Origin of the sequence: Nocardia sp. NPDC056000 (assembly GCF_042269265.1) — a bacterium.
Taxonomy (GTDB): domain Bacteria; phylum Actinomycetota; class Actinomycetes; order Mycobacteriales; family Mycobacteriaceae; genus Nocardia.
Genome location: NZ_JBHJXS010000010.1, coordinates 1 through 19736 on the forward strand (window position 1 = coordinate 1; position 19736 = coordinate 19736).

The following is a 19736-nucleotide window of genomic DNA, read 5'->3' on the forward strand; positions in this document are numbered from 1 at the left end:
CAGCCGCATCAGTGCTGATGCGGGGCGCGAATTCGTTTGCGGTGAGCTAGAACTCGACCAGGGTGTAGTCGCCGACGCGGTCGGTGAGGACGCGCAGGTGTTCCAGATCGCCGCCCAGCGTGCGGGCGATGGCGGTCAGGCGAGCCACGTAGTGGCTGACCGGGTATTCGGTGGTGATGCCGATACCGCCGTGCATCTGGATCGCCTCCTGGCCGATGTGGCGAGCCGAACGGCCGACCTGGAGGCGGGCGCGGGAGGCGACCACCGGATCGGTGACATCGTCGGCCACGGCGGCGGTGGCGTACAGGCTCATACTGCGGGCCAGCTCCAGCGAGACGTACATATTGGCGGCACGCTGGCTCAGGGTCTGGAACTTGGAGAGCGTGACGCCGAATTGCTTACGGGTCTTGAGGTATTCGGTGGTCAGGCGCAGCGCCTCCTCCATCGCCCCGAGGGATTCGGCGCACAGTGCCGCCTGCGCCTGGGCGGTGGCCACCGCCACCGCCGCCTGGGCATCGGCATTGTCACCGAGCAGTTCGGCCCGGGCCGAGGAGAATTCCACCTGTGCGCCGCGACGGCCGTCGAAAGTGCGGAAGGGCTTGCGGGACACGCCTTCCGCATCGGCCGCCACCAGGAACAGGCCCAGGCCGCCGCCGGGGAGTTCGGCGCTGACCACCAGCTCGTCGGCGCAATCACCGTGCGGGACCGGGTTTTTGACACCCGTCAGCGCGTAGCCGTCACCTGACGGAACGGCGGCGGTGCCGAGTTCGGTTGCGGGCCAGCGGGTACCGGGCTCATCGTGCGCGAACGCCAGCAGCCTGGTGCCGCCGACCAGCTCGGGTAGCACCCGCTGCCGCTGCGCCTCGGTGCCCGCGGCGGCGATCAGCGTGCCGGGGATCAGCACCGCGTCGAGGATGGGCTCGGGCGCGAGACGGCGGCCGACCTCCTCGAGCACCACCATGACCTCGACCGGTCCCGCGCCGACGCCGCCGTCCTCCTCGCTGAAGGGCAGACCCAGCACGCCGAGTTCGGCGAGCTGACGCCAGACATCGCGATTCCAGCCGAGTTCGGTATCGGTGACCTTCAGGCGGGTTTCCGGATCGTAGGCCCGCGCGAGCAGATCGCGGACCGTATCGCGCAGCATGACCTGTTCATCGGTGAGTTCGAAATCCATGGCGGCAGCTCACAATCCGAGGATGGTGGAGGCGATGATGGTGCGCTGCACCTCGCTGGAACCTCCGTAGATGGTTGTCTTGCGGTAGTTCAGATAGCTCGGACCGGTGCGCTGCGCCCAATCCGGCGACGCGATGCCCTCGGTCTCGACCGGAAGCGCGTCCGGCCCGGCGATATCGAGCAGCAATTCCGTCGCGGCCTGCTGCAATTCGGAACCGCGCAGCTTGAGCACCGAGGAGGCCGGATTCGGCTTGCCGTCGGAAGGCTGGGAGACCACACGGGCCAGGGTGAGCTCCAGGGCCAGCAGCTCGTTCTCCAGTTCGGCGATGCGCGCCGCGAACACCGGATCCTCGAGCAGTGTGCCGCGACCCGATTTGATCTGCGCCGCATACTCTTTCGCGACACCCAGCTTGACCTTGGTGCGGCCGACGCCGGTGATGCCGGTGCGCTCGTTGCCGAGCAGGAACTTGGCGTAGGTCCAGCCCATGTTCTCCTCGCCGACCAGCTGATCGGCGGGCACCCGGACATTCTCGAAGAAGACCTCGTTCACCTCGTGATGCCCGTCGATCAATTTGATCGGGCGGATGGTCACGCCGGGGGTCTTCACATCGAAGAGCAGCATCGAGATGCCGGCCTGCTTCTTCACCGTCGGATCGGTGCGCACCAGGCAGAAGATCCAATCGGCGTACTGCGCGAGGGTGGTCCAGATCTTCTGGCCGTTGACGATGTAGGAATCACCGTCGCGCACCGCGGTGGTGCGCAGCGAGGCCAGGTCCGATCCGGCGTCCGGCTCGGAAAAGCCCTGGCACCACCAGATGTCGAGGTTCGCGGTCGGCGGGAGGAAGCGCTGCTTGAGCTCCTCGGAGCCGAACTGCGCGATCACGGGGCCGATCATCTGGGCATTGAAGGTGAGCGGTTCCACCACCGACGCGAGCTGCATCTCGTCTTCCCAGATGTGCAGCTGCATGGGGGTCCAGTCGCGGCCGCCCCAGGCGACCGGCCACTTGGGGACGGCGTAACCGTGCTGGTTGAGAATCCGGTGCGTGGTGACGATGTCATCGCGGGAGAGTTCGCGGCCGTACTTGACGCGGTCGCGGATCTCCGCCGGGATCTCGGTCCGGTAGAACTCGCGCAGTTCGTCCCGGAATTTCACCTCGTCGGGTGACAGGGCAAGTTTCATCGCATCTCCCAGCGTCGCTGTCGTATCGAGTTCGAACTTACCCCCCGGTAATAGCGGGCTTGTCGCCTGGATCACAACCGCGGGCCACTCGGCCCGGCGGTTCACAGCCGGAGCTGGTACGTTGCCGAGAAGATCAGGCACGTTCCCGCCCGCGTCACGCGGCGAAAGACGCTCGCCTGCCACCACATCCGGTATCCGAGAGTTCGCAGGAGCAGCACGAGTGAACGGCAGGACCCTTCCCCGGCGCGCCGCAGCGGTCGCCGCCATCGCCGCCACGGCGGTCCTCGGTGCGACCAGCACCGCCACCGCCGAGCCGAAAGTTCCGGGCGACACTCCGGTCGGCATCGCGGTCGCCCAGCTCACCCAGGCCGCGGGCACCGATCAGGACGCGCTGAACGCGGTCGCGTCCACCGCCAAGACCGCACAGCTGGTTGCCGCCGCCGGACTGAAGAACATCGGCTTCACACCGTTCGGATATCAGGCCCCGACCCTGGGCTGCGGCTTCAACCTGCCGTTCACCATGACCGCCGCGTCCGCGGTCTCCGGCCAGCCCGGTCCGGACAACGGCCTCTCGGGTCCTCCCGGAACCCTGCGCTTCCAGGCCGCGCCCGCCACCGTCGGCATGCCGCTCGCCTCCGGCCTGAACGTGGCCTGGCTCAATGTCGGCAACGGCCGCAGCGGTATCACGCCCCTGGACGAGCAGACCGAATACAACCTCCCGGCCCTGGCCAAGACCGTCGACACCGGCCCCGGCACCGTCGTCGCCTCGCTCTGGGGCAGCATCGACTACCCGGGCTCGCGCTGCCTGGTCCTGCCCACCGTCGGCCTCTTCACCGTCGCCGACTTCCCGGTCACCCCGCCCCCGGCGACCACGGATCCGGCCGCCCCCGCGACCACCCCGGCCGCACCCGCGGGCCCGGCCGACACCGGCAGCAGCGGCACCGGCTCCAGCGACGCCAACTGAAACACCCCGCAGAACAACAAATGCGCCCCGGCTCACAGCCTGGGCGCATTTTTGTCGGCGTCGTAACGCGCTCGCGCCCGGGCTCTTTCGCCGCGCCGGGCAGGCGGGCGAAAACAGCTGGGCGGGTGCGGTTTACGAGCGGGGCTTGCGGCGGGTGTCGGCCCGCTTGAACTCACGATCACTGGGACCGCGACGGGGCGCGCGGCTCATGGAGCGCTGACCCGGCGCACCGGAATCGAGCTGGAGCTGAATGAGCTGACCGCTGATCCTGGTGCGGCTCAACGCGTTCAGGGTCTCCTGCGACAGATCGGCGGGCAGTTCCACCAGGCTGTGATCCGGGCGGATCGAGATATGCCCGAAGTCGCTGCGGCGCAGGCCGCCCTCGTTGGCGATGGCGCCGACGATCGCGCCCGGTGCGACCTTGTGCCGCTTGCCGACCTCGATGCGGTAGGTGACCAGATCCGCACCGGTCTGGCGGTGCTGGCTCGGGCCGCCCTCGCGGGAACGACGCTCGCGGCGATCACCCTCGAAGGACGAACGCTCACCGCGATCGCCGCGCTCACGCCGGGGCGCGGGCTCGGGATCGGGCTCCATGAAGAAGTTGTTGCCGTCGTACGAGCCGATCGCCAGCGCGGCCGCGATATCCACCAGCGGGATATTGTGCTCGCGCTCGTAATCCTCGATCAGCTTGCGGAACAGCGGCAGATTCGCCGAGGAGAGATTCTCGGTGATGGTGTCGCCGAACTTCGCGACACGCTGCGCGTTCACGTCATCGACGCTGGGCAGCTGCATCTCGGTCAGCGGCTGGCGGGTGGCGCGCTCGATGGCATCGAGCAGGCGGCGCTCGCGCGGAGCCACGAACAGCAGCGCCTCACCCGAGCGGCCCGCGCGACCGGTACGGCCGATGCGGTGCACGTACGACTCGGTGTCGTGCGGAATGTCGTAGTTCACGACGTGCGAGATGCGATCCACGTCCAGACCGCGCGCGGCCACATCGGTGGCGACCAGAATATCGAGCTGGCCGTTCTTGAGCTGACCGATGGTGCGCTCACGCTGCGCCTGCGCGATATCGCCGTTGATGGCGGCGGCGGAATACCCACGCGCGCGCAGCTTTTCGGCCAATTCCTCGGTCGCCTGCTTGGTGCGCACGAAGATGATCATGGCCTCGAAGGATTCGACCTCGAGGATGCGGGTCAGCGCGTCCAGCTTGCGCTGGTACGACACCATCACATAGCGCTGACCGATATTGGTGTTGGTGGAGGTCTTGGTCTTGACCGTGATCTCCACCGGATCGTGCAGGTACTGCTTGGCGATCTTGCGGATCACCGGCGGCATGGTCGCCGAGAACAGCGCCACCTGCTTGGTGTCCGGGGTATCGCGCAGAATGCGCTCCACATCGTCCTGGAAGCCCATCTTCAGCATCTCGTCGGCCTCGTCGAGGACCAGATACTGCAACTGGGTCAGATCGAGCGTGCCGCGCTCCAGATGGTCGATGACACGACCCGGCGTGCCGACCACCACGTGCGCGCCCCGGCGCAGGCCGGACAGCTGCACGGCGTAGTTCTGACCGCCGTAGATGGGCAGCACGTTCAGACCCGGGATATGCGTGGCGTACCGGCCGAACGCCTCGGCAACCTGGATCGCGAGCTCACGCGTCGGCGCCAGCACCAGTGCCTTGGGCGACTTGCCGGTTACTTCCAACCCCATGAGGATCGGGATGGCGAACGCGGCGGTCTTACCGGTGCCGGTCTGCGCGAGACCCACCACGTCCGAACCGCTCAGCAGCGGGGGAATCGTCGCAGCCTGGATGGGCGACGGCGATTCGTAGCCGACATCGGCGATGGCCCGCAAAACGCGGTCATCGATACCGAGATCAGCGAAGGACGGGCCGTTCGCGTCCCTCTCGTCGTCAGTGGGAACGCTGTCGGCCGGTGAGGTACTCATTGACCAGGAGTTTACTGCCTTACCCTGGTCGGTCCGACCATAGGGTGAATAGGCTGGACCGTGTGCAACCGGACAACCCGCCCTCGGCCGTCGCCGCAGCCCCCCTCCCGTCGGCCTCCGGACTGGGTCACGCCGAACCAGCTCCGGTGCGCAACTACGTAACCGGCACGGTCACAACGCCGGAACCGAGCAGTTCGGGGGCGACGACCGTCGTCGTTCACGAACCCGAGCTCCAACCGCAACCGAGCGTCGGCGCGGCGGATGCCAGAGCCATTGACATAGCCGTGGTGCAGTTCGCACCCGGCACCGACACCGTGGCCAATCTCACCGCGTTGCGTGCCGAGGTACAGGCCGCCGCCGAGCTCGGAGCCCAGCTCGTGATCGCGCCCGAGTACTCGATGTACTCGGTGCTGCGGCTCGATGCGGGCGCGGTCGCGGCGGCGGAACCGCTCACCGGGCCGTTCGTGAACGGATTGCGCGGTATCGCAGCCGAATTCGGGGTGCACCTGGTCGCGGGCGTGCTGGAAGCGCCGGGTGGGGACCAGCCCGAAGGGCTCATCTACAACACGCTCGTGGCCGCCACGCCCAATGCGGAATTCGCGGCGGTGTACCGCAAGGTGCATCTGTATGACGCGTTCAAATCGCGGGAATCCGATGTGATCCTGCCCGGGCCGCTGGACCAGGATCCGACATTCACCATCGACGGCATCGTGTTCGGTATGCAGACCTGCTTCGACCTGCGGTTCCCCGAAGGGATTCGGCGCATCGCGGCGGCGGGGGCGCACGTGCTGGTGCTGCCCGCGCAGTGGATTCCCGGGCCGGGCAAGGTCGATCAGTGGACGACGCTGCTGCGGGCGCGGGCCATCGAGAACACCATCTACGTGGCCGCGTGTGATCAGGCCGCGCCCAATGGGTCGGGGGCGTCCATGATCATCGCGCCGACCGGTGCCGTGCTCGCCGAACTCGGCGATCAGCCCGGTATCGCGACCGCGCGGGTGGATCTGGATCACCTCGCCGAGGTCCGCACCACCAATCCGAGTCTGGCGCTGCGCCGCTTCACCATTCGCGGGGAGTAGTTCGGATTTCTTGCGGCGACAGCCCGGTTACTGACCGGATGTGCCAGAAAACCGGGGCGTCCCGGGGCGGCAACTAGACTGAACAGCAATGATGTATCCGGATCGGGGGACCGCCGGGCGAGCGCTGGGTGGGGTGCTCGGACACCTCCGCGCGGCGGATCCACTGATTCTGGGACTGCCCCGGGGCGGGGTACCGATCGCGGTCGGCATTCGCGCGGTGATCGGCGGGGATCTCGATGTGCTGCTGGTGCGCAAACTCGGCGTGCCCTGGCAGCCCGAACTCGCCATGGGGGCGATCGGCGAGGACGGGGTGCGGGTGCTCAATGCCGACGTCGTTCTGAACACCGGCGTCACACCCCGGCAGTTCGCCGAGGTCGAGGACCGGGAACGCGTCGAACTGGAACGGCGACGGCAGGTACTGCGCGCCGACCCTCCGATCCCGTTGAAGGACCGCACCGTGATCATCGCCGACGACGGCATGGCCACCGGCGCGACCGTCGCCGCCGCCTGCGAGATCGCCCGCCTGCACGAACCGCGCCGCGTCATCGTGGCGGTACCGGTGTCCTCCGCCGAAGCGCTGCACCGCATTCGGGCGCTCGCCGACGAAGTCATCTGCCCGCTGGTACCGCGCGAACTCGGCGGCGTCGGCGGCGTCTACCTCGACTTCCACCAGCTCGCCGACGACGAGGTCGTTCAGCTGCTCGCCGAATAACGTTGACGCCGTGGGAGATTCGGCGGGAGATCCGGTGGGTCAGTGAATCTCGGTGATGCCCTTGCGGTGTCGCTGCGCGAGTTCGGCGTAGTAGGACGGATTCACCTTCACCCAGAGTTCGGCGGGCGTGCCCGTGATCGGCTTGCGCACCTGCGCGGGCGATCCGGCGGCCAGCACCCCGTCCGGAATCTCCGCACCCGGCGGCACCAGCGAGTGCGCCGCGATCATGGTGCCGCTGCCGATCTTCGCCATATCCAGCACTGTGCTGCCATTGCCCACAATCGATTCCGCGCCCAGCGTGGCACCGTGGAACACCACCGCGTGCGCGATCGTGGACCCCGGACCGATCTCCACCGGCACATCCTCCGGCACGTGAATCACGGCGTTGTCCTGCACATTCGCCCGCTCGCGAATAATGATCGGCGCGAGATCGGCGCGCAGCACGGCCCCGTACCAAACCGACGCCCCCGCCTCGACCCGCACATCCCCGATCAATGTCGCGGTCGGCGCGATGAACGCCGTCGGATCAACCGTCGGCCGCTTACCCTCGAATTCATAAAGTGGCACCCCCGCACCGTAATCCCCCACCCTGCCCAACGGTTCGACATCACCGGCCACCCACCCGAACCACCACCGCGACGCCAGGTCGACTCAGCGAGCCGCGATCCTGCCGACCCAGTCCGCGATATCAGCGCTGACCTGCGCGTGCACGGGTTCGTGCAGCAGATCGTGCCCGGCGTCGGCGTATTCCCGGAACTCCGCTGCCACGGTCGCGGCCCATACTCGCACCGGTTCGATCGGCGTGCGCCGATCATCGACCCCGTGCACGAACAACACCGGAAGCCCTTCCGGCACAACCGGTCCCGGCGCGGCCCCTGATCGCGAGCCGCCACCGTCGGTCGTGGCGTTGCCGCGCGCGGTGGGAGTGTCCTTGCCCCGGGCGGACTTCGGGGGTTTGCCCTCCAGTACCGCGCGCGGCGTGCCGCAGAGAATCAGTCCGGCGAGCGCGGGCGCGGGTGGGCCGAGCACGGCCATAGCGGTGGCTGCCCCCAGGGAATGCCCCATGAGGAACAGCGGGAGGGAATCGGCCGGGGCTTGATCGAGGAATGCCCGTGCGTCAGCAGACAATTCGGGCAAAGTACCCGGCCATTCGGCATCGCCCTCGCTGAGTCCGTGGCCGGAGGTGTCCAGGGTCCACAGTTCGATGCGGGCGGGCTCCAGGGCGCGGGCGAAGCGGTGGTAATGGCCGCTGTGCTGTCCGGTGCCGGGCAACAGCACGATCCTTGCCGCGGGATCGGCGACCGGCCAGCGGCGGTAGTGCAGCCGACCGCGGCCACCCTCGAAATACGGCATCCGGCGATTCTCGCAAACGCTCGAAAGGTGGTCCGATTCGACCGGATCGGCGGGTCAGGGGCGTACATCGGGGGTCGGAGCGGGGCGGCGACACGCCGGAATGCCGGGTCAGGTTTCCAGGGGGCTGACGGGATGGGCGGGGGTGGGGTGACGACGGGCGGGTGTGAGTCGTGTTGTCCCGCAACGTGGCCCGGCAATCCGGTGAAATCGGCCGGGGGTCGGGCCGGGGAGCAGGGGTGCGCGGGGGCCACCTGGCGACGTGGGATCGGCTGTGGAGTCACTACGCTATGGCGCGACTCGGCACGTAATGGCGTGCGCGGGTCGCGGGTGTCGGGCGGAGAGACACAGGAGGGCCGCGATTGATTCTGTTCGGTGATCGTGTCGTGTGCAGCACCGGTGACCTGGTGTCGGCGGCGCGTTGTGAGTTCGCGCTGCTGCGCGGGCTCGACGCCGAACTGGGGCTGGTGACGTCGATCGGATATCCGGCGCCCGGTGTGCTGACGCATGCCTGGGATCGGGCGGTCGAACATCGGCTCGCGGATCTGCGGGACCGGTACGGGAACAGGGTGGTGCGCGTGCGCGTCCCCGGGGTCGAGCAGTGCGCGGACGGATCCGTCGACGCGGAGGCGGCGGTCGCGGCGCTGCGGGACGCGCATGAGCAGACGCTGGCGGCGCTGCGGGGGCAGGCCGAGGCGGTCGCCGGGGCGGTCGTGTTCGACGGGGAGTTCGCCACGCGCTGCGATTTCCTGGTGCACGACAGCGATCCGGAGACCTATGACTATCTGCCCGCGGCGGTGGTCGGGCGGAGCGGGCGGATTCCGGCGCTGCTGAGCCTGGCCGCCATGGCGGATGCGTTGCGGCGGTGCGGATTCCGGCCCGCCGCACGAGCCCGGCTATGGGTGGACGGTGTGGCCGGTACGCATTCGCTGGCCGATATCGCCGTCGTGCATCAGGCGCGCCGGGATCGGCTGCACCGGATTGTCGAGGCCAAGCTCGGGGAGCTACTGCCCGTGCAGTGGGGCGATCGCCGTTTCCTGGCCTGCGGCAACTGCCCGACCTGTACCGCCGAACTCGAATCCCGCCGCGATCTCCTGCTCGTGGCGGGTATGCGGCCCGCCACCCGGGCGCAACTCCGCGATGCCGGAATCACCACCGTGCAGCGGCTCGCCGCCGCCGATGCCACCGTCACCGGTGTACCCGGCCCGACCTTCAGCACCCTGCGCAGGCAGGCCGAACTGCAATTGGAGCGGGCGAGCACCGGCCATCCCGCGCACTCCCTCATCGATGCCGGGGCCCTGGCCGCACTGCCGAAACCCAGCCTCGGCGATCTGTTCGTCAGCCGCACCGCACCGGATCGGATCGAGGTGTGGTCGAACTGGTCCGCGGATCGCGTGCACACCTTCGTCATTCACACCGGCGACGATGTCTCGGCCACCGATACCGCTGCGGCACAGGATATTTCCCCCTGGCCCGATGACGCCGACGCCCTGCTGGACTTCCTCACCGAACGCCAGTGGGAGCATCCGGATCTGCGCATCCACCACTACCGCGGTGATCTGCGCCCACTGCTGAGCACGATCGGCGAACGCTATCCGGACGGCGAAGACGTTGTCGCCGAACTGCTTCCGGCCCTGGTCGACCTCTACCCGATCGTCCGCGCCGCCATGATCGTCGGCGAACGCTGCTACGACCTGCGCCAGCTCCCCCCGAATCAGGTCGGCGCCAGCGCTCCCCCGGCTCCCGGCGGGCTGGCCGGCAGTGGCCCCGAAGATGTTCGGCGACTGCGGGATTGGCTACTCGAGGTGGCGCGCGAGCACACTGTGACACCGGCCCGGCGGATGTCCTACGACTATTGGGAAACCGGTCCGGACGAGGTCGAGGCGGCGCTGCGTGAATTCGCCGAGACCGGCTATCGCGATGGCCGCGAACGCAGTTCGGCGCAGATCGCGGCCGCGTTCACCGCGGCGGCGGCGGGCTACTTCCGGCGTGAACGGCAACCGCTGCGCTGGGCGCATGACGATCGGCTGGATCATCCCGTGGAGGAGTGGGCCGAGACGCCCGGCGTCCTGGTCGCCGACTGGGGCACCGTGGACACCAAGTGGCACAGCACCGATCACCGGCCCATGCGCCGCTATCTGACCCTGACCGGCAGGCTCGGCACCGGCGACGCGCCGAAGCCGGGCACCCGGGTGCTGACCCTGTACGACCGCTCCGCACCCGGTCTGACCGCCCTGCCCGGTCAGCGCGCGGCCGCGCACGCGACCGTGCTGGGCTGTGCCCTGGACACCAATTTCGAGGATGTGGTGCGCGTCGTCGAACTGCTGCCGGACGGCTGCGAACCCTATGACGAACTGCCCACCGCCATCGCGCCCTGCCCGCCGGGCCGCAGCGAATACCTGGAGGAATCGCTCGAGGACATCGCACACCAGCTGCTGGTGACCCTGCCGGAGGTGCCGGACAACGCGGTGTTCGATCTGCTGTGCGGCCGCCCGCCCCGGCTGCGCGAGGGCAAACCGCTGCCCGAGGTCTTCGGCGATCACGCCGCCGCCGTCACCGCCGCCATCCTCGACCTGGAGGACTCCTATATCGCGGTGCAGGGCCCACCCGGCACCGGTAAGACCGCCACCACCGCGCGCGTGGTGGAAAGGCTTGTGACACGGTACAAATGGCGCGTCGGTGTGGTCGGCCGCACGCACGCCGTGGTCGAACACGTGCTGGACGCGGTGGTGCAGGTGGGCGTGCTGCCCGAACTGGTCGCCAAGGCCGAAGCGCAGTCGGTGGCCCCGGAATGGCTGCCCATCGACGCCGCCAAATATGAGCGCTTCCTCGACAATGCCGTCAATGGCGGTGTGGTGGGCGGACTTTCGACGGATTTCGCCGATCCGAGCCGTATCGCGCGGGATGGCCTGGACCTGCTGGTGATCGCCGACGCCGGGAAGTACCCGCTCGCCGATGCCGTCGCGGTGGCACTGTGCGCGCGAAATCTGCTGCTGGTGGGCGATCCCGCGCCCACCAGCGGGCACGGCATTCATCCGGAGCCGGTGCATGATTCGGTGCTGGGCCGCCTGGTCGGCGCGCATCGCACCCTGCCTTCGGCCTTCGGCTACTTCCTGGATCGCACCTGGCGCATGCATCCGCGCGTCTGCGGCCCGGTGTCGCGACTGCGCTACGACAATCGGCTGCGATCGAACGAAACCGTCACCCTGGCAAGGGAACTCGAGGGCATCGAGCCCGGCGTGCGAACCATCACCATCGAACATCACGGCAACAGCACCGAATCCGCCGAGGAGGCCCGCGAGATCGTGCGCCAGGTGCGCAATCTGCTCGGCCTGCCGTGGCAGACCGGCGCGGTCACCCGCCGCCTGCATCCGCACGACATCGTGGTGGTCGCGCCGTATCACGCCCAGGTGGCGCGCATTCGAACCCAGTTGTCCCGCGCCAGGATCGAGGATGTGCTGGTCGGCACGGCGGACCATTTCCAGGGCCGCGAGGCCGCGGTCGTGCTGGTCTCCATGGCCACCTCCGCACCCAAGGACGCCCCGCACGGCATCGGCGCGCTGGTGTCCAGACACTGGCTGACCAGCGCCATCTCCAGAGCCATGTGGGCGGCGATCATCGTCCGCTCACCGCTGCTCACCGAATACCTGCCGACCACGGCGGCCGAACTGTCCGATCTCGCCGCGGTCCTGCAACTCGACCGCGTCTGAACCGGATTCGGCGTCAGCCGAAGTTCTGGCCTTCGCCGCGGTAGCTCGGCACCTGGGTGCGCTCGCCGTCGGCGACGAGCTGCACCTGGTTGAAGCGTTCGAGGAGTTCGCCCGCCTTGGCGTGCCGGAACCAGACGCGATCACCGATGGCGAGGTGGTCCGCACCGGTGAGCGGGGTCTGCACCTCGCCCGCGCCTTCGGTGCCGATCAGGCTCAAACCCTTGGGCCACACCGGCTTCGGGACGCGAGTGGCCCCCGCCGGACCGGAGGCGATGTAGCCGCCGGAGAAGACGGTGGCGATGCCCTCGGCCGGATGCCGCAGCACCGGCATGGCGAAGTACATCGCCGGGCGCGGAGCCAGATTGCGGTAACCGTCGAAAAGCGTTGGCAGATACAGCCCAGAGCCCGCCGTCACCTCGGTGACATCGGGATCGGAGATGCTCACCTCGATCGAGCCGGTACCGCCGCTGTTGACGATCTCGAGCTCGCCGATCTCGGTGCGCACCGCCTCGACGACCTGCCGCCGGCGTCGCCCGATCTCGAAGGCCGACGCCTTCTTCACCAGTCGCACAGCGGGATTGGTGTCCGGCAGCCCGGCGATCTGCGCCTCGTAGGTCATCACGCCGACCACCCGGAACCCGCGCCGCCGCGCCGCACCGGCGACCCGGGCGGCGTGTTCGGGGGAATGAATGGGTGAGCGCCGCACGCCCAGGTGCAGCGGCCCGATGCGCAGCGAGGCATCCACATCGATGCACACCCGGGGCGCGACCTTATCGCTGCCGACTGCGGCGCGAATGAAGTCCAGCTGGTCGAGATCGTCGACCATGAGCGTGATCGCGTCCAGCAGCACCGGATCGGTGGCGAGTTTGGCCAGCGAGCCGCGATCGACGGTGGGATAGCCGAGCAGAATGTCCCGCGCGCCCAGTCCGGCCAGCCAAATGGCCTCGGCGAGCGAATAACCCATGATTCCGGCGAATCCGCCGGATGCGGTGAGGTCGCTGCCGAGCACCTCTTCGAGGACGGCGCGGCAGCGCACGGATTTACTCGCCACCCGGATCGGCACTCCGCGGGCGCGGCGTACCAGATCGGCGGCGTTGGCGCGCAGGGCGGCCAGGTCGACGGCGGCCAGGGGCGGGTCGAGCTCGGCGGTGGCCGCGTGCAGCCCCGCGATCGGCGACGGTTCGCTCACAGGTTCATTCGACCACGAAACTGGTCATGCGTCCAGCAATTCGGAAAGTCCGCGGGCGACGCCGCAGCGGCTCCTCAGGAAATACGCAGCGGATCAGAGGTCGAGCGCCTTGGTGGACAGGTACGACACCAGGTCATCGAGCACGACCAGCGATATCTCGTCATCGCAGTCGGCCAGCCAGCGCAACACCATGCCCTGGATCACCGCCACCAGATACGCGGAGATCGCGTCCACCGGCTCCAGCCACTGCGTACCGGACCGCTGCGCACACAGCTCCAGGAACGCGGTCACCTCCTGATCCAGGTCCCGGAACATGGCCGACGCCACCGGATCCGGCACACAGACCGATTGACCGCCCTCCCAGCGTCGGCGCAGTACCGCCAGCGTGCCCTCGTAGGCGCGTAACTGCCGGTCCGGCGAGGACTTCAGAATCGGCCAGAGGGTGCTCACCCCCGCGTGCAGCAGCACTCGCAGGGCACGGCTACCGGTGATGTCGAGCGAATCGGCGGCCTTTTCGATCGCCTCGGACATGGCCGATCGCAATCCGACCTGGACGATTTCTCCACTAGCGCTCAACGACGACTCCCTTTGGCGAAAAAGATTCGCGCATCTTGCTTGCGCGGCTCGCTCAACGGGTTTGCAGATCAGCACTGATCCCCGAGCAGGACCCCGGCGTACCCGTTCAACGGGTCTCAACGATACGTCGTTTTCTGGGTCGATGACCAGCTTTGATAGCCGGTTTCGTACCGGAAGATTGTTTCGTTACCTAATCGCTACTCGTCCGCGATCGAATGGGAATCGTCGAAATTCATCGATCGCCCGGTAAACCAGGCATTAGAACCGCTTGGTATTTTATGAAAGCTAGTACCGCTAAAGATAGCGAGTGTGCGCGAACCCACACGTCCGAACCCGCCACGCCCTCGCAACGCGCCGGTAGCGACACGAAATTCACGTCCACTAGCCGGATTCGACATCCTCCGTTCGGACGCCCACGGATAGCCTGGCCGAGTGACTTCAGCGCGCCACGACCCCCTCCTGATCAACGGCACCTTCAACTTCCGCGATGTGGGCGGCGCCCGCACCACCGCGGGCGCATCCGTGCGCGATGGAGTGCTGTTGCGTTCCGCCCAGCTCAGCCGCCTCGACGACCAGGGCCGCGACCGGCTGCTGGAACTCGGCGTCACCGATGTGCACGATCTGCGCGGCTTCGCCGAGATCGACCTGATCGGCCACGACGCCCTGCCCGAACAGGTCCGGCTGCACGTCACCCCCTTCGACCCGCGCATGGGTGAGACCCCGCCGCACGAGGCGCGCCGCAATGTCACCGCGGCCAATCACATGCTCGAGGTCTACCGGCTCTTCCCGGCCATGCCCGAGGCGCACAGCGCGATCAAGGCGCTGGCCGATTCGGTGCTCACCGGCACCGCCCTGGTGCACTGCGCCGCGGGCAAGGACCGCACCGGCTGGGCCGTGGCCACGCTGCTGCGCGCGGTCGAGGTCACCGAGGAGGACGTCTACGCCGACTACCTGCTCAGCAATGACGCGGTCCCGGTGCTGCGCGCCTACATGGCGGGCGATACCGATGAGGAACTCTCCGACGATCTGCTCGGCGTACGCCCCGAATACCTCGAATCGGGCACCAACACCATGAACGAGATGTACGGCGGCATCGACGGCTACCTCACCGAGGTCGGCATCGATACCGCGCAGCGCGACGCGCTGCGCACCCGCCTGGTCGGGTAAGCACCGCACACGACGCAGGGCCGCGACCGGCGAGGTCGCGGTCGACGCTGTCCGTTATTCGGCGAGGGAGCGGCGGACCAGGCCGTCCGGGTCGATGCTCACGTGGTTGCCGGTGTGGAACCACGCGCCGGTGAAACGGGATTCGGTGGTCTGCGGATCGTTCCAGTAGCGGGGGGCGACATTCGGGCCGCGGCAGAGGAGTTCGCCGTGGCCCGCTTCCGCGCGCGGACCCCAGAGCGCGAGTTCGGTTCCGCCGAAAGGGAATCCGAGGACATCGCGGGCGGCCGCGCCGTCATCGCGGGCCAGGCCGATACCGCTGGTTTCGGTGGCGCCCCAGACCGACCACTGGCGGGCCTCGGGGAAGATCTCACGTAGATCGGCCGCCACCGAATCCGAGGTGGAGTGGTCGGCGGCGGCGAGTTCGGCGCGGTGACCCGCGCTGCAGACCTGGCGCACCCGATCCAGGCGCAGGCCCGCAAGTTCGGGCAGTAGGCCCGCAAAGATTCTGGGGGTCGCGGAGACCATGTCTATTCGTTCCGCGACAAGCGTTTTCGCGATCACCGCCGGATCCGGGGCGAGCACCACGGTGCCGCCGACCGCGAAGGTGGGCAGCAACTGATCCACACAGCCGCTGGCGTGCGCGAGCGGCAGCAGCACCAGATTGCGCAGTCCTTCGCTCGGCAGATCGAGGGTGCCGACCACGGAACGGATTGCGGACAAAAGGTTTTCGTTGGTCAACTCCACACCGCGCGGTCCGATCTCGGCACCGGGACTGGTGTAGCAGAGCAGTGCCAGCTCACCGAGGGACGCACCGTCATCGATGAACGCCGCGCCGTCCGGCAGCGCCTCGCGGTAATTCGCCGCGCTGCCACCGCCGTCCAGAATGTAATCGGCATCGGCATCGCGAATCACGCGGTCCGCCAACGCATCCGGCAAACCGTCATGCACCAGCACCGGCACCGCGCCGGACAGCAACGCGCCCAGGAACGCCTGCACCCAGCGCGCGCCCACCGGCATTCGCACTGCGACCCGGTCCCCGTAACCGATTCCGTGCTCCTGCAATCCTCCTGCGATCCGGGAGGCGGAGTACCAGAGCTCCCGGTAGGTGAGGCGGGGGCCGCCGATCTCGACCACCGCCTCCCGCGCGGAGAAGTTGTGTACCTGCACATCCAGCAATTCCGTGAGCGCCGGGGTCAGGTTCCCGTAGCGCAGGATGCCATCGGCACCGCGCGCAACCGGGTTGTCGCACCAGGCATTTCGCGAGTGCGGGTATTCGACCAGTAACTGCGACATCCGTCCCTCCGAGCGCCTCGAGCCTGCAGGCACCAGTGACTATATGATGCACATCACATCCGTGGGCGGATTGTCGGCAAACGTAGTCGAGACGTCACGGCACGGAAACGACTAGCGCCCGGTGTACGTGGCCTTCCCCGGGCCGACGTCGAGGAAACTCTTGACCGCACCGCGCAGATCATCGGTGGCGAAGAGCTGGCCCGAGACCTGCGGCGTCACCGAATCCGCATGCGCCACACCGCCGGAACGCCAGGCGCCGATGATCTCCTTGGTCGCCGCGTGCGCGCGCGTCGGGCCGTCGGCGAGCCGCGCCAGCAGTGCGCGGGCGGCGGTGTCGACATCCTCGTGCACCGCGTTGACCACACCCCAGTCCGCCATCGTCGGCGCGTCGTAGAGATCGCCGGTCATCACGAATTCGCGGGCGCGACCCGAACCGGCGCGCTCGGCCAGCCGCTGCGGGCCACCCATCGACGGGGTCAGGCCGACCACCGTCTCCACCAGACCGAACTTGGCCTTGGGCGCGGCCAGAATGATGTCGCAGGCCAGCGCGATCTCGAAGGCCGCGGTCAGGGTCAGGCCGTGCGCGGAGAAGATCACCGGGCACGGCAGCGCCTCCAGCGGATGGATGATGCGCGCGAACAGCGTCTGCCACAGCTGCGCGCCCTCGGCCATCGAAAGTCCGTCGAACACATGCACGTCCACACCGCCGGACACCAGCTTGCCCTCGGCGCGCAACAGCACCGCGCGCGGAGTATCGGTGGCGAGTTCCCCGATATCGTCGGCGAGCGAGTCCAGCAGGGCCTGGTCGAAAAGATTCAGCGGCGGATGCGCGATGGTGATGATCGCGGCCTGCGCGCCGCCCTCGGTGACGATGCGTTCCAGACGGGTGGGCTTCGAGTCGGTCATGAACTGAATGTATGCGCAGTCACATCCCCGGGATAGATCGGATCCGCAGCGCGTCGCGGAGCACCGCCGCCCGCACCGCCGATCTGGAAGACTGATCCGGTGACCACCTCGGAAGCCGAAAACGGCGCGTACGTCGAGCCGGGCGAGTTCAAACGCGATACCAACTACATCACCACGCGGATCACCGCGGACGGACGCGACGGCTACCCCGTCGAACCCGGACGGTATCGGCTGGTCGCGGCGCGGGCCTGCCCGTGGGCCAATCGCACGCTCATCGTGCGACGGCTGCTCGGACTGGAATCCGTACTGTCCCTCGGCCTTTGCGGGCCCACGCATGACAAGCGCAGCTGGACCTTCGATCTGGATCCGGGCGAGGTGGATCCGGTGCTCGGCATCCATTTCCTGCGCGACGCGTATCTGGCCCGCTTCCCCGACTACCCGCGCGGTATCACCGTGCCCGCCATCGCGGAGGTCGCGACCGGGCAGATCGTCACCAACGACTACGCGCAGATCACCCTCGACTTCTCCACCGAATGGACCGAATACCACCGGCCCGGTGCGCCCCAGCTCTATCCCCAGGAGCTGCGCGCGGAGATCGACACCGTCAACAAGCGGGTGTACACCGAGGTCAACAATGGCGTCTACCGCTGCGGATTCGCGGGCGACCAGGCCGCCTACGACGCCGCCTACGACCGGTTGTTCACCGCGCTCGACTGGCTCGAGGAACGCCTCACCGGTCAGCGATACCTGGTGGGCGACACCATCACCGAAGCCGATGTGCGACTGTTCACCACGCTCGCGCGGTTCGATCCGGTGTATCACGGGCATTTCAAATGCAATCGGCAGAAGCTCACCGAATTCGAGGCGCTCTGGGCGTACGCCCGGGATCTGTATCAGACCCCGGGATTCGGTGACACCACCGACTTCACCCAGATCAAGCAGCACTACTACATCGTGCACACAGACATCAATCCCACCAAGATCGTTCCAGACGGCCCGGACCTGGCCAACTGGCTGACCCCGCACGGCCGGGAAGCGTTGGGCGGCAACCCCTTCGGCAAAGGCACGCCGCCCGAGCCGCCGCTCCCCGCCGAGCGGGTGCCCGCCGGGCACCAGCCCGCCTGACACCGCACGACAGTGTTCCGGCCACCCCGCGCGGCCGGAACCGGGTCAGCGGGTTTCGCCGCCGTAGGTGCCGAAGCTCCAGTACACGCCCTCGGGATCACGGCACACGAAACCCCGTGACTCGTAACCCTCTTCGTCGCGAAGTTCGCGGGTGATATTCGCGCCCGCGGCCTTCGCCCGGGCATAGATGGCATCGGGATCGGGCACCACGATGTAGATCGAGCCGACCCCGGGCGGCTGGCAATCCAGGGCCATCCCCTCGCGGGACGAACCGAGCATGATCGCGCCGCCGCCGGCGGGCCAGGCCAGTTCGGCGTGCGCGACGATATCGCCGTCATTGTGGCGGGCGACGGTCTCGAAACCGAAGGCCCGCTCGAGGAAGTCGATCGCGGCCGTGGCGTCGCGGTAGACCAGGGTCGGCCACACCAGAACGGTGCCGGTCGGCGCTGCGATGGAAGCTGCTGATGTCGTCGTTTCGGTCATGACCTCAGCCTGCTATCCCGGCGGGCTGCTGGTCTTGGACGAATGGGAACTCCTCGCGCTCACGCCACACCGACGGCGGCAGCCCGGCGAGTTCGCGCCACTCGCGGGCCATATGCGCCTGGTCGTAGTAGCCGGAGCGGATCGCGACCTCGGCCAGACCCGGCGGTTCCGGCAGGCGCAGCATGGCGTGCGAACGCTCGAACCGGGCGATGCGGGCGAGATCCTTCGGGCTCACGCCGAGTTCGGCACTGCATCGATTGCCGAGATGCCTTCGGCTCCAGCCGATCTCATCGGCCACCGCCGCCACCCGCACCGCCGGATCCGGCCCGGCCAGCAGGTCCCAGGCCTGCGCCAGCTCCGGATCCCACCGCACTGGGCGCACGCGGCGCAGCAGGATCTCATCCAGGATCTCGAAACGGCGCGGCCATTGCGCGGTGCCCGCGAGCCGCTCCCGCAGTTCCCGCGCGGTCGGCCCGAACACCTCGGACAGATCCACGATCCAGGAGCCCAGCGCCGAGACCGGCATGCCGAACAGGGCGCGACAGCCCAGCGGGGTCAGAGCCAGCTGCACGCCGTGCTGATAACCGTTGTGCGCGATCAGACATGGCCGGGTGGTGAGGCCGCTGGCCAGCATCTCCCAGGTTCCGCCCGGCTGATCCGGATGTGAGGAGACCGGCACCTCGATCGGCTCGTCGATGGTGATGATCACCGTCAGCACCGATGCGGGCATCCCGATGTGCGTGCCCGGATCGAACCCATGCAACAGGTAGCCCTCGTATCCGAGGACGTAAGGGCGCAATCGCGGATCCGGGATTCCGCTCGCGCCTTCCGACACACCCGCCACGAAGCCCACGATATGCCGCGTGTCCGACAGGGGTAAGGAGTGAT

The 19736-nt window shown here is 68.1% G+C and carries 17 protein-coding genes; 6 read left to right on the forward strand and 11 right to left on the reverse strand.

All coding sequences use genetic code 11. The annotated features are described in order from the left end of the window. Positions 1 to 46: 46 nt before the first annotated feature. Entirely contained in the window at positions 47 to 1174 is a 1128-nt protein-coding gene (locus tag ACFC4D_RS27495; RefSeq protein ID WP_376067841.1) for an acyl-CoA dehydrogenase family protein, read from the reverse strand. 9 nt (positions 1175 to 1183) lie between these two features. Next, positions 1184 to 2353 carry an acyl-CoA dehydrogenase family protein gene (locus ACFC4D_RS27500; RefSeq protein ID WP_376067843.1) on the reverse strand — a complete coding sequence of 390 codons (1170 nt, stop codon included), beginning with the start codon at positions 2351 to 2353 and terminating at the stop codon, positions 1184 to 1186. 220 nt (positions 2354 to 2573) lie between these two features. Between ACFC4D_RS27500 and ACFC4D_RS27505 the strand changes: the two genes are divergently transcribed. Next, positions 2574 to 3317 (forward strand): hypothetical protein, encoded by a 744-nt coding sequence (locus ACFC4D_RS27505; RefSeq protein ID WP_375965718.1) that lies wholly within the window; start codon positions 2574 to 2576, stop codon positions 3315 to 3317. A gap of 132 nt (positions 3318 to 3449) precedes the next feature. Here ACFC4D_RS27505 and ACFC4D_RS27510 read toward each other — a convergent pair whose 3' ends face one another. Further along, complete coding sequence (locus ACFC4D_RS27510; RefSeq protein ID WP_375965716.1) at positions 3450 to 5261, reverse strand: DEAD/DEAH box helicase; 1812 nt, start codon at positions 5259 to 5261, stop codon at positions 3450 to 3452. Between the two features lie 272 nt (positions 5262 to 5533). Here ACFC4D_RS27510 and ACFC4D_RS27515 point away from each other — a divergent pair, with 272 nt between their 5' ends. Then, positions 5534 to 6337 (forward strand): carbon-nitrogen hydrolase family protein, encoded by an 804-nt coding sequence (locus tag ACFC4D_RS27515; protein WP_375966436.1) that lies wholly within the window; start codon positions 5534 to 5536, stop codon positions 6335 to 6337. A gap of 88 nt (positions 6338 to 6425) precedes the next feature. Next, positions 6426 to 7049 (forward strand): phosphoribosyltransferase, encoded by a 624-nt coding sequence (locus tag ACFC4D_RS27520; RefSeq protein WP_376067844.1) that lies wholly within the window; start codon positions 6426 to 6428, stop codon positions 7047 to 7049. Positions 7050 to 7088: 39 nt separating this feature from the next. On the opposite strand, the gene ACFC4D_RS27525 is transcribed toward ACFC4D_RS27520, so the two are convergent. Together ACFC4D_RS27525 and ACFC4D_RS27530 are read right to left on the reverse strand one after the other, a co-directional pair. Further along, the gene (locus tag ACFC4D_RS27525; protein ID WP_364639819.1) at positions 7089 to 7616 is read right to left on the reverse strand and encodes a gamma carbonic anhydrase family protein; all 528 of its coding nucleotides are present in this window, start codon (positions 7614 to 7616) and stop codon (positions 7089 to 7091) included. Positions 7617 to 7700: 84 nt separating this feature from the next. Beyond that, positions 7701 to 8402, reverse strand: a complete 702-nt coding sequence (locus tag ACFC4D_RS27530) for an alpha/beta hydrolase (RefSeq protein WP_376067846.1) — start codon at positions 8400 to 8402, stop codon at positions 7701 to 7703. A gap of 359 nt (positions 8403 to 8761) precedes the next feature. Between ACFC4D_RS27530 and ACFC4D_RS27535 the strand changes: the two genes are divergently transcribed. Then, complete coding sequence (locus tag ACFC4D_RS27535; protein WP_376067847.1) at positions 8762 to 12109, forward strand: AAA domain-containing protein; 3348 nt, start codon at positions 8762 to 8764, stop codon at positions 12107 to 12109. 13 nt (positions 12110 to 12122) lie between these two features. Here ACFC4D_RS27535 and ACFC4D_RS27540 read toward each other — a convergent pair whose 3' ends face one another. Next, a complete protein-coding gene (locus ACFC4D_RS27540; protein ID WP_375965706.1) occupies positions 12123 to 13298 on the reverse strand; it encodes an amino acid deaminase/aldolase in 1176 nt (391 codons plus the stop codon). A gap of 93 nt (positions 13299 to 13391) precedes the next feature. Beyond that, positions 13392 to 13874 carry a TetR family transcriptional regulator gene (locus ACFC4D_RS27545; RefSeq protein ID WP_364639832.1) on the reverse strand — a complete coding sequence of 161 codons (483 nt, stop codon included), beginning with the start codon at positions 13872 to 13874 and terminating at the stop codon, positions 13392 to 13394. Between the two features lie 432 nt (positions 13875 to 14306). On the opposite strand from ACFC4D_RS27545, the gene ACFC4D_RS27550 reads away from it, so the two are divergent. Beyond that, positions 14307 to 15041 carry a tyrosine-protein phosphatase gene (locus ACFC4D_RS27550; RefSeq protein WP_375965703.1) on the forward strand — a complete coding sequence of 245 codons (735 nt, stop codon included), beginning with the start codon at positions 14307 to 14309 and terminating at the stop codon, positions 15039 to 15041. 54 nt (positions 15042 to 15095) lie between these two features. Here the strand turns inward: ACFC4D_RS27550 and ACFC4D_RS27555 are convergent, their stop codons facing one another. Then, entirely contained in the window at positions 15096 to 16334 is a 1239-nt protein-coding gene (locus ACFC4D_RS27555) for a class I adenylate-forming enzyme family protein (RefSeq protein ID WP_375965700.1), read from the reverse strand. A 111-nt stretch (positions 16335 to 16445) separates the two neighbouring features. Then, positions 16446 to 17240 carry an enoyl-CoA hydratase/isomerase family protein gene (locus ACFC4D_RS27560; protein WP_376067849.1) on the reverse strand — a complete coding sequence of 265 codons (795 nt, stop codon included), beginning with the start codon at positions 17238 to 17240 and terminating at the stop codon, positions 16446 to 16448. Between the two features lie 99 nt (positions 17241 to 17339). Between ACFC4D_RS27560 and ACFC4D_RS27565 the strand changes: the two genes are divergently transcribed. Continuing rightward, on the forward strand, positions 17340 to 18365 hold the full coding sequence (locus ACFC4D_RS27565; RefSeq protein ID WP_376067850.1) for a glutathione S-transferase family protein: 1026 nt from the start codon (positions 17340 to 17342) through the stop codon (positions 18363 to 18365). Between the two features lie 45 nt (positions 18366 to 18410). On the opposite strand, the gene ACFC4D_RS27570 is transcribed toward ACFC4D_RS27565, so the two are convergent. Further along, positions 18411 to 18848, reverse strand: a complete 438-nt coding sequence (locus ACFC4D_RS27570; protein ID WP_376067852.1) for a VOC family protein — start codon at positions 18846 to 18848, stop codon at positions 18411 to 18413. 4 nt (positions 18849 to 18852) lie between these two features. Then, positions 18853 to 19692 carry a helix-turn-helix domain-containing protein gene (locus ACFC4D_RS27575; RefSeq protein ID WP_376067854.1) on the reverse strand — a complete coding sequence of 280 codons (840 nt, stop codon included), beginning with the start codon at positions 19690 to 19692 and terminating at the stop codon, positions 18853 to 18855. Positions 19693 to 19736 lie beyond the last annotated feature (44 nt).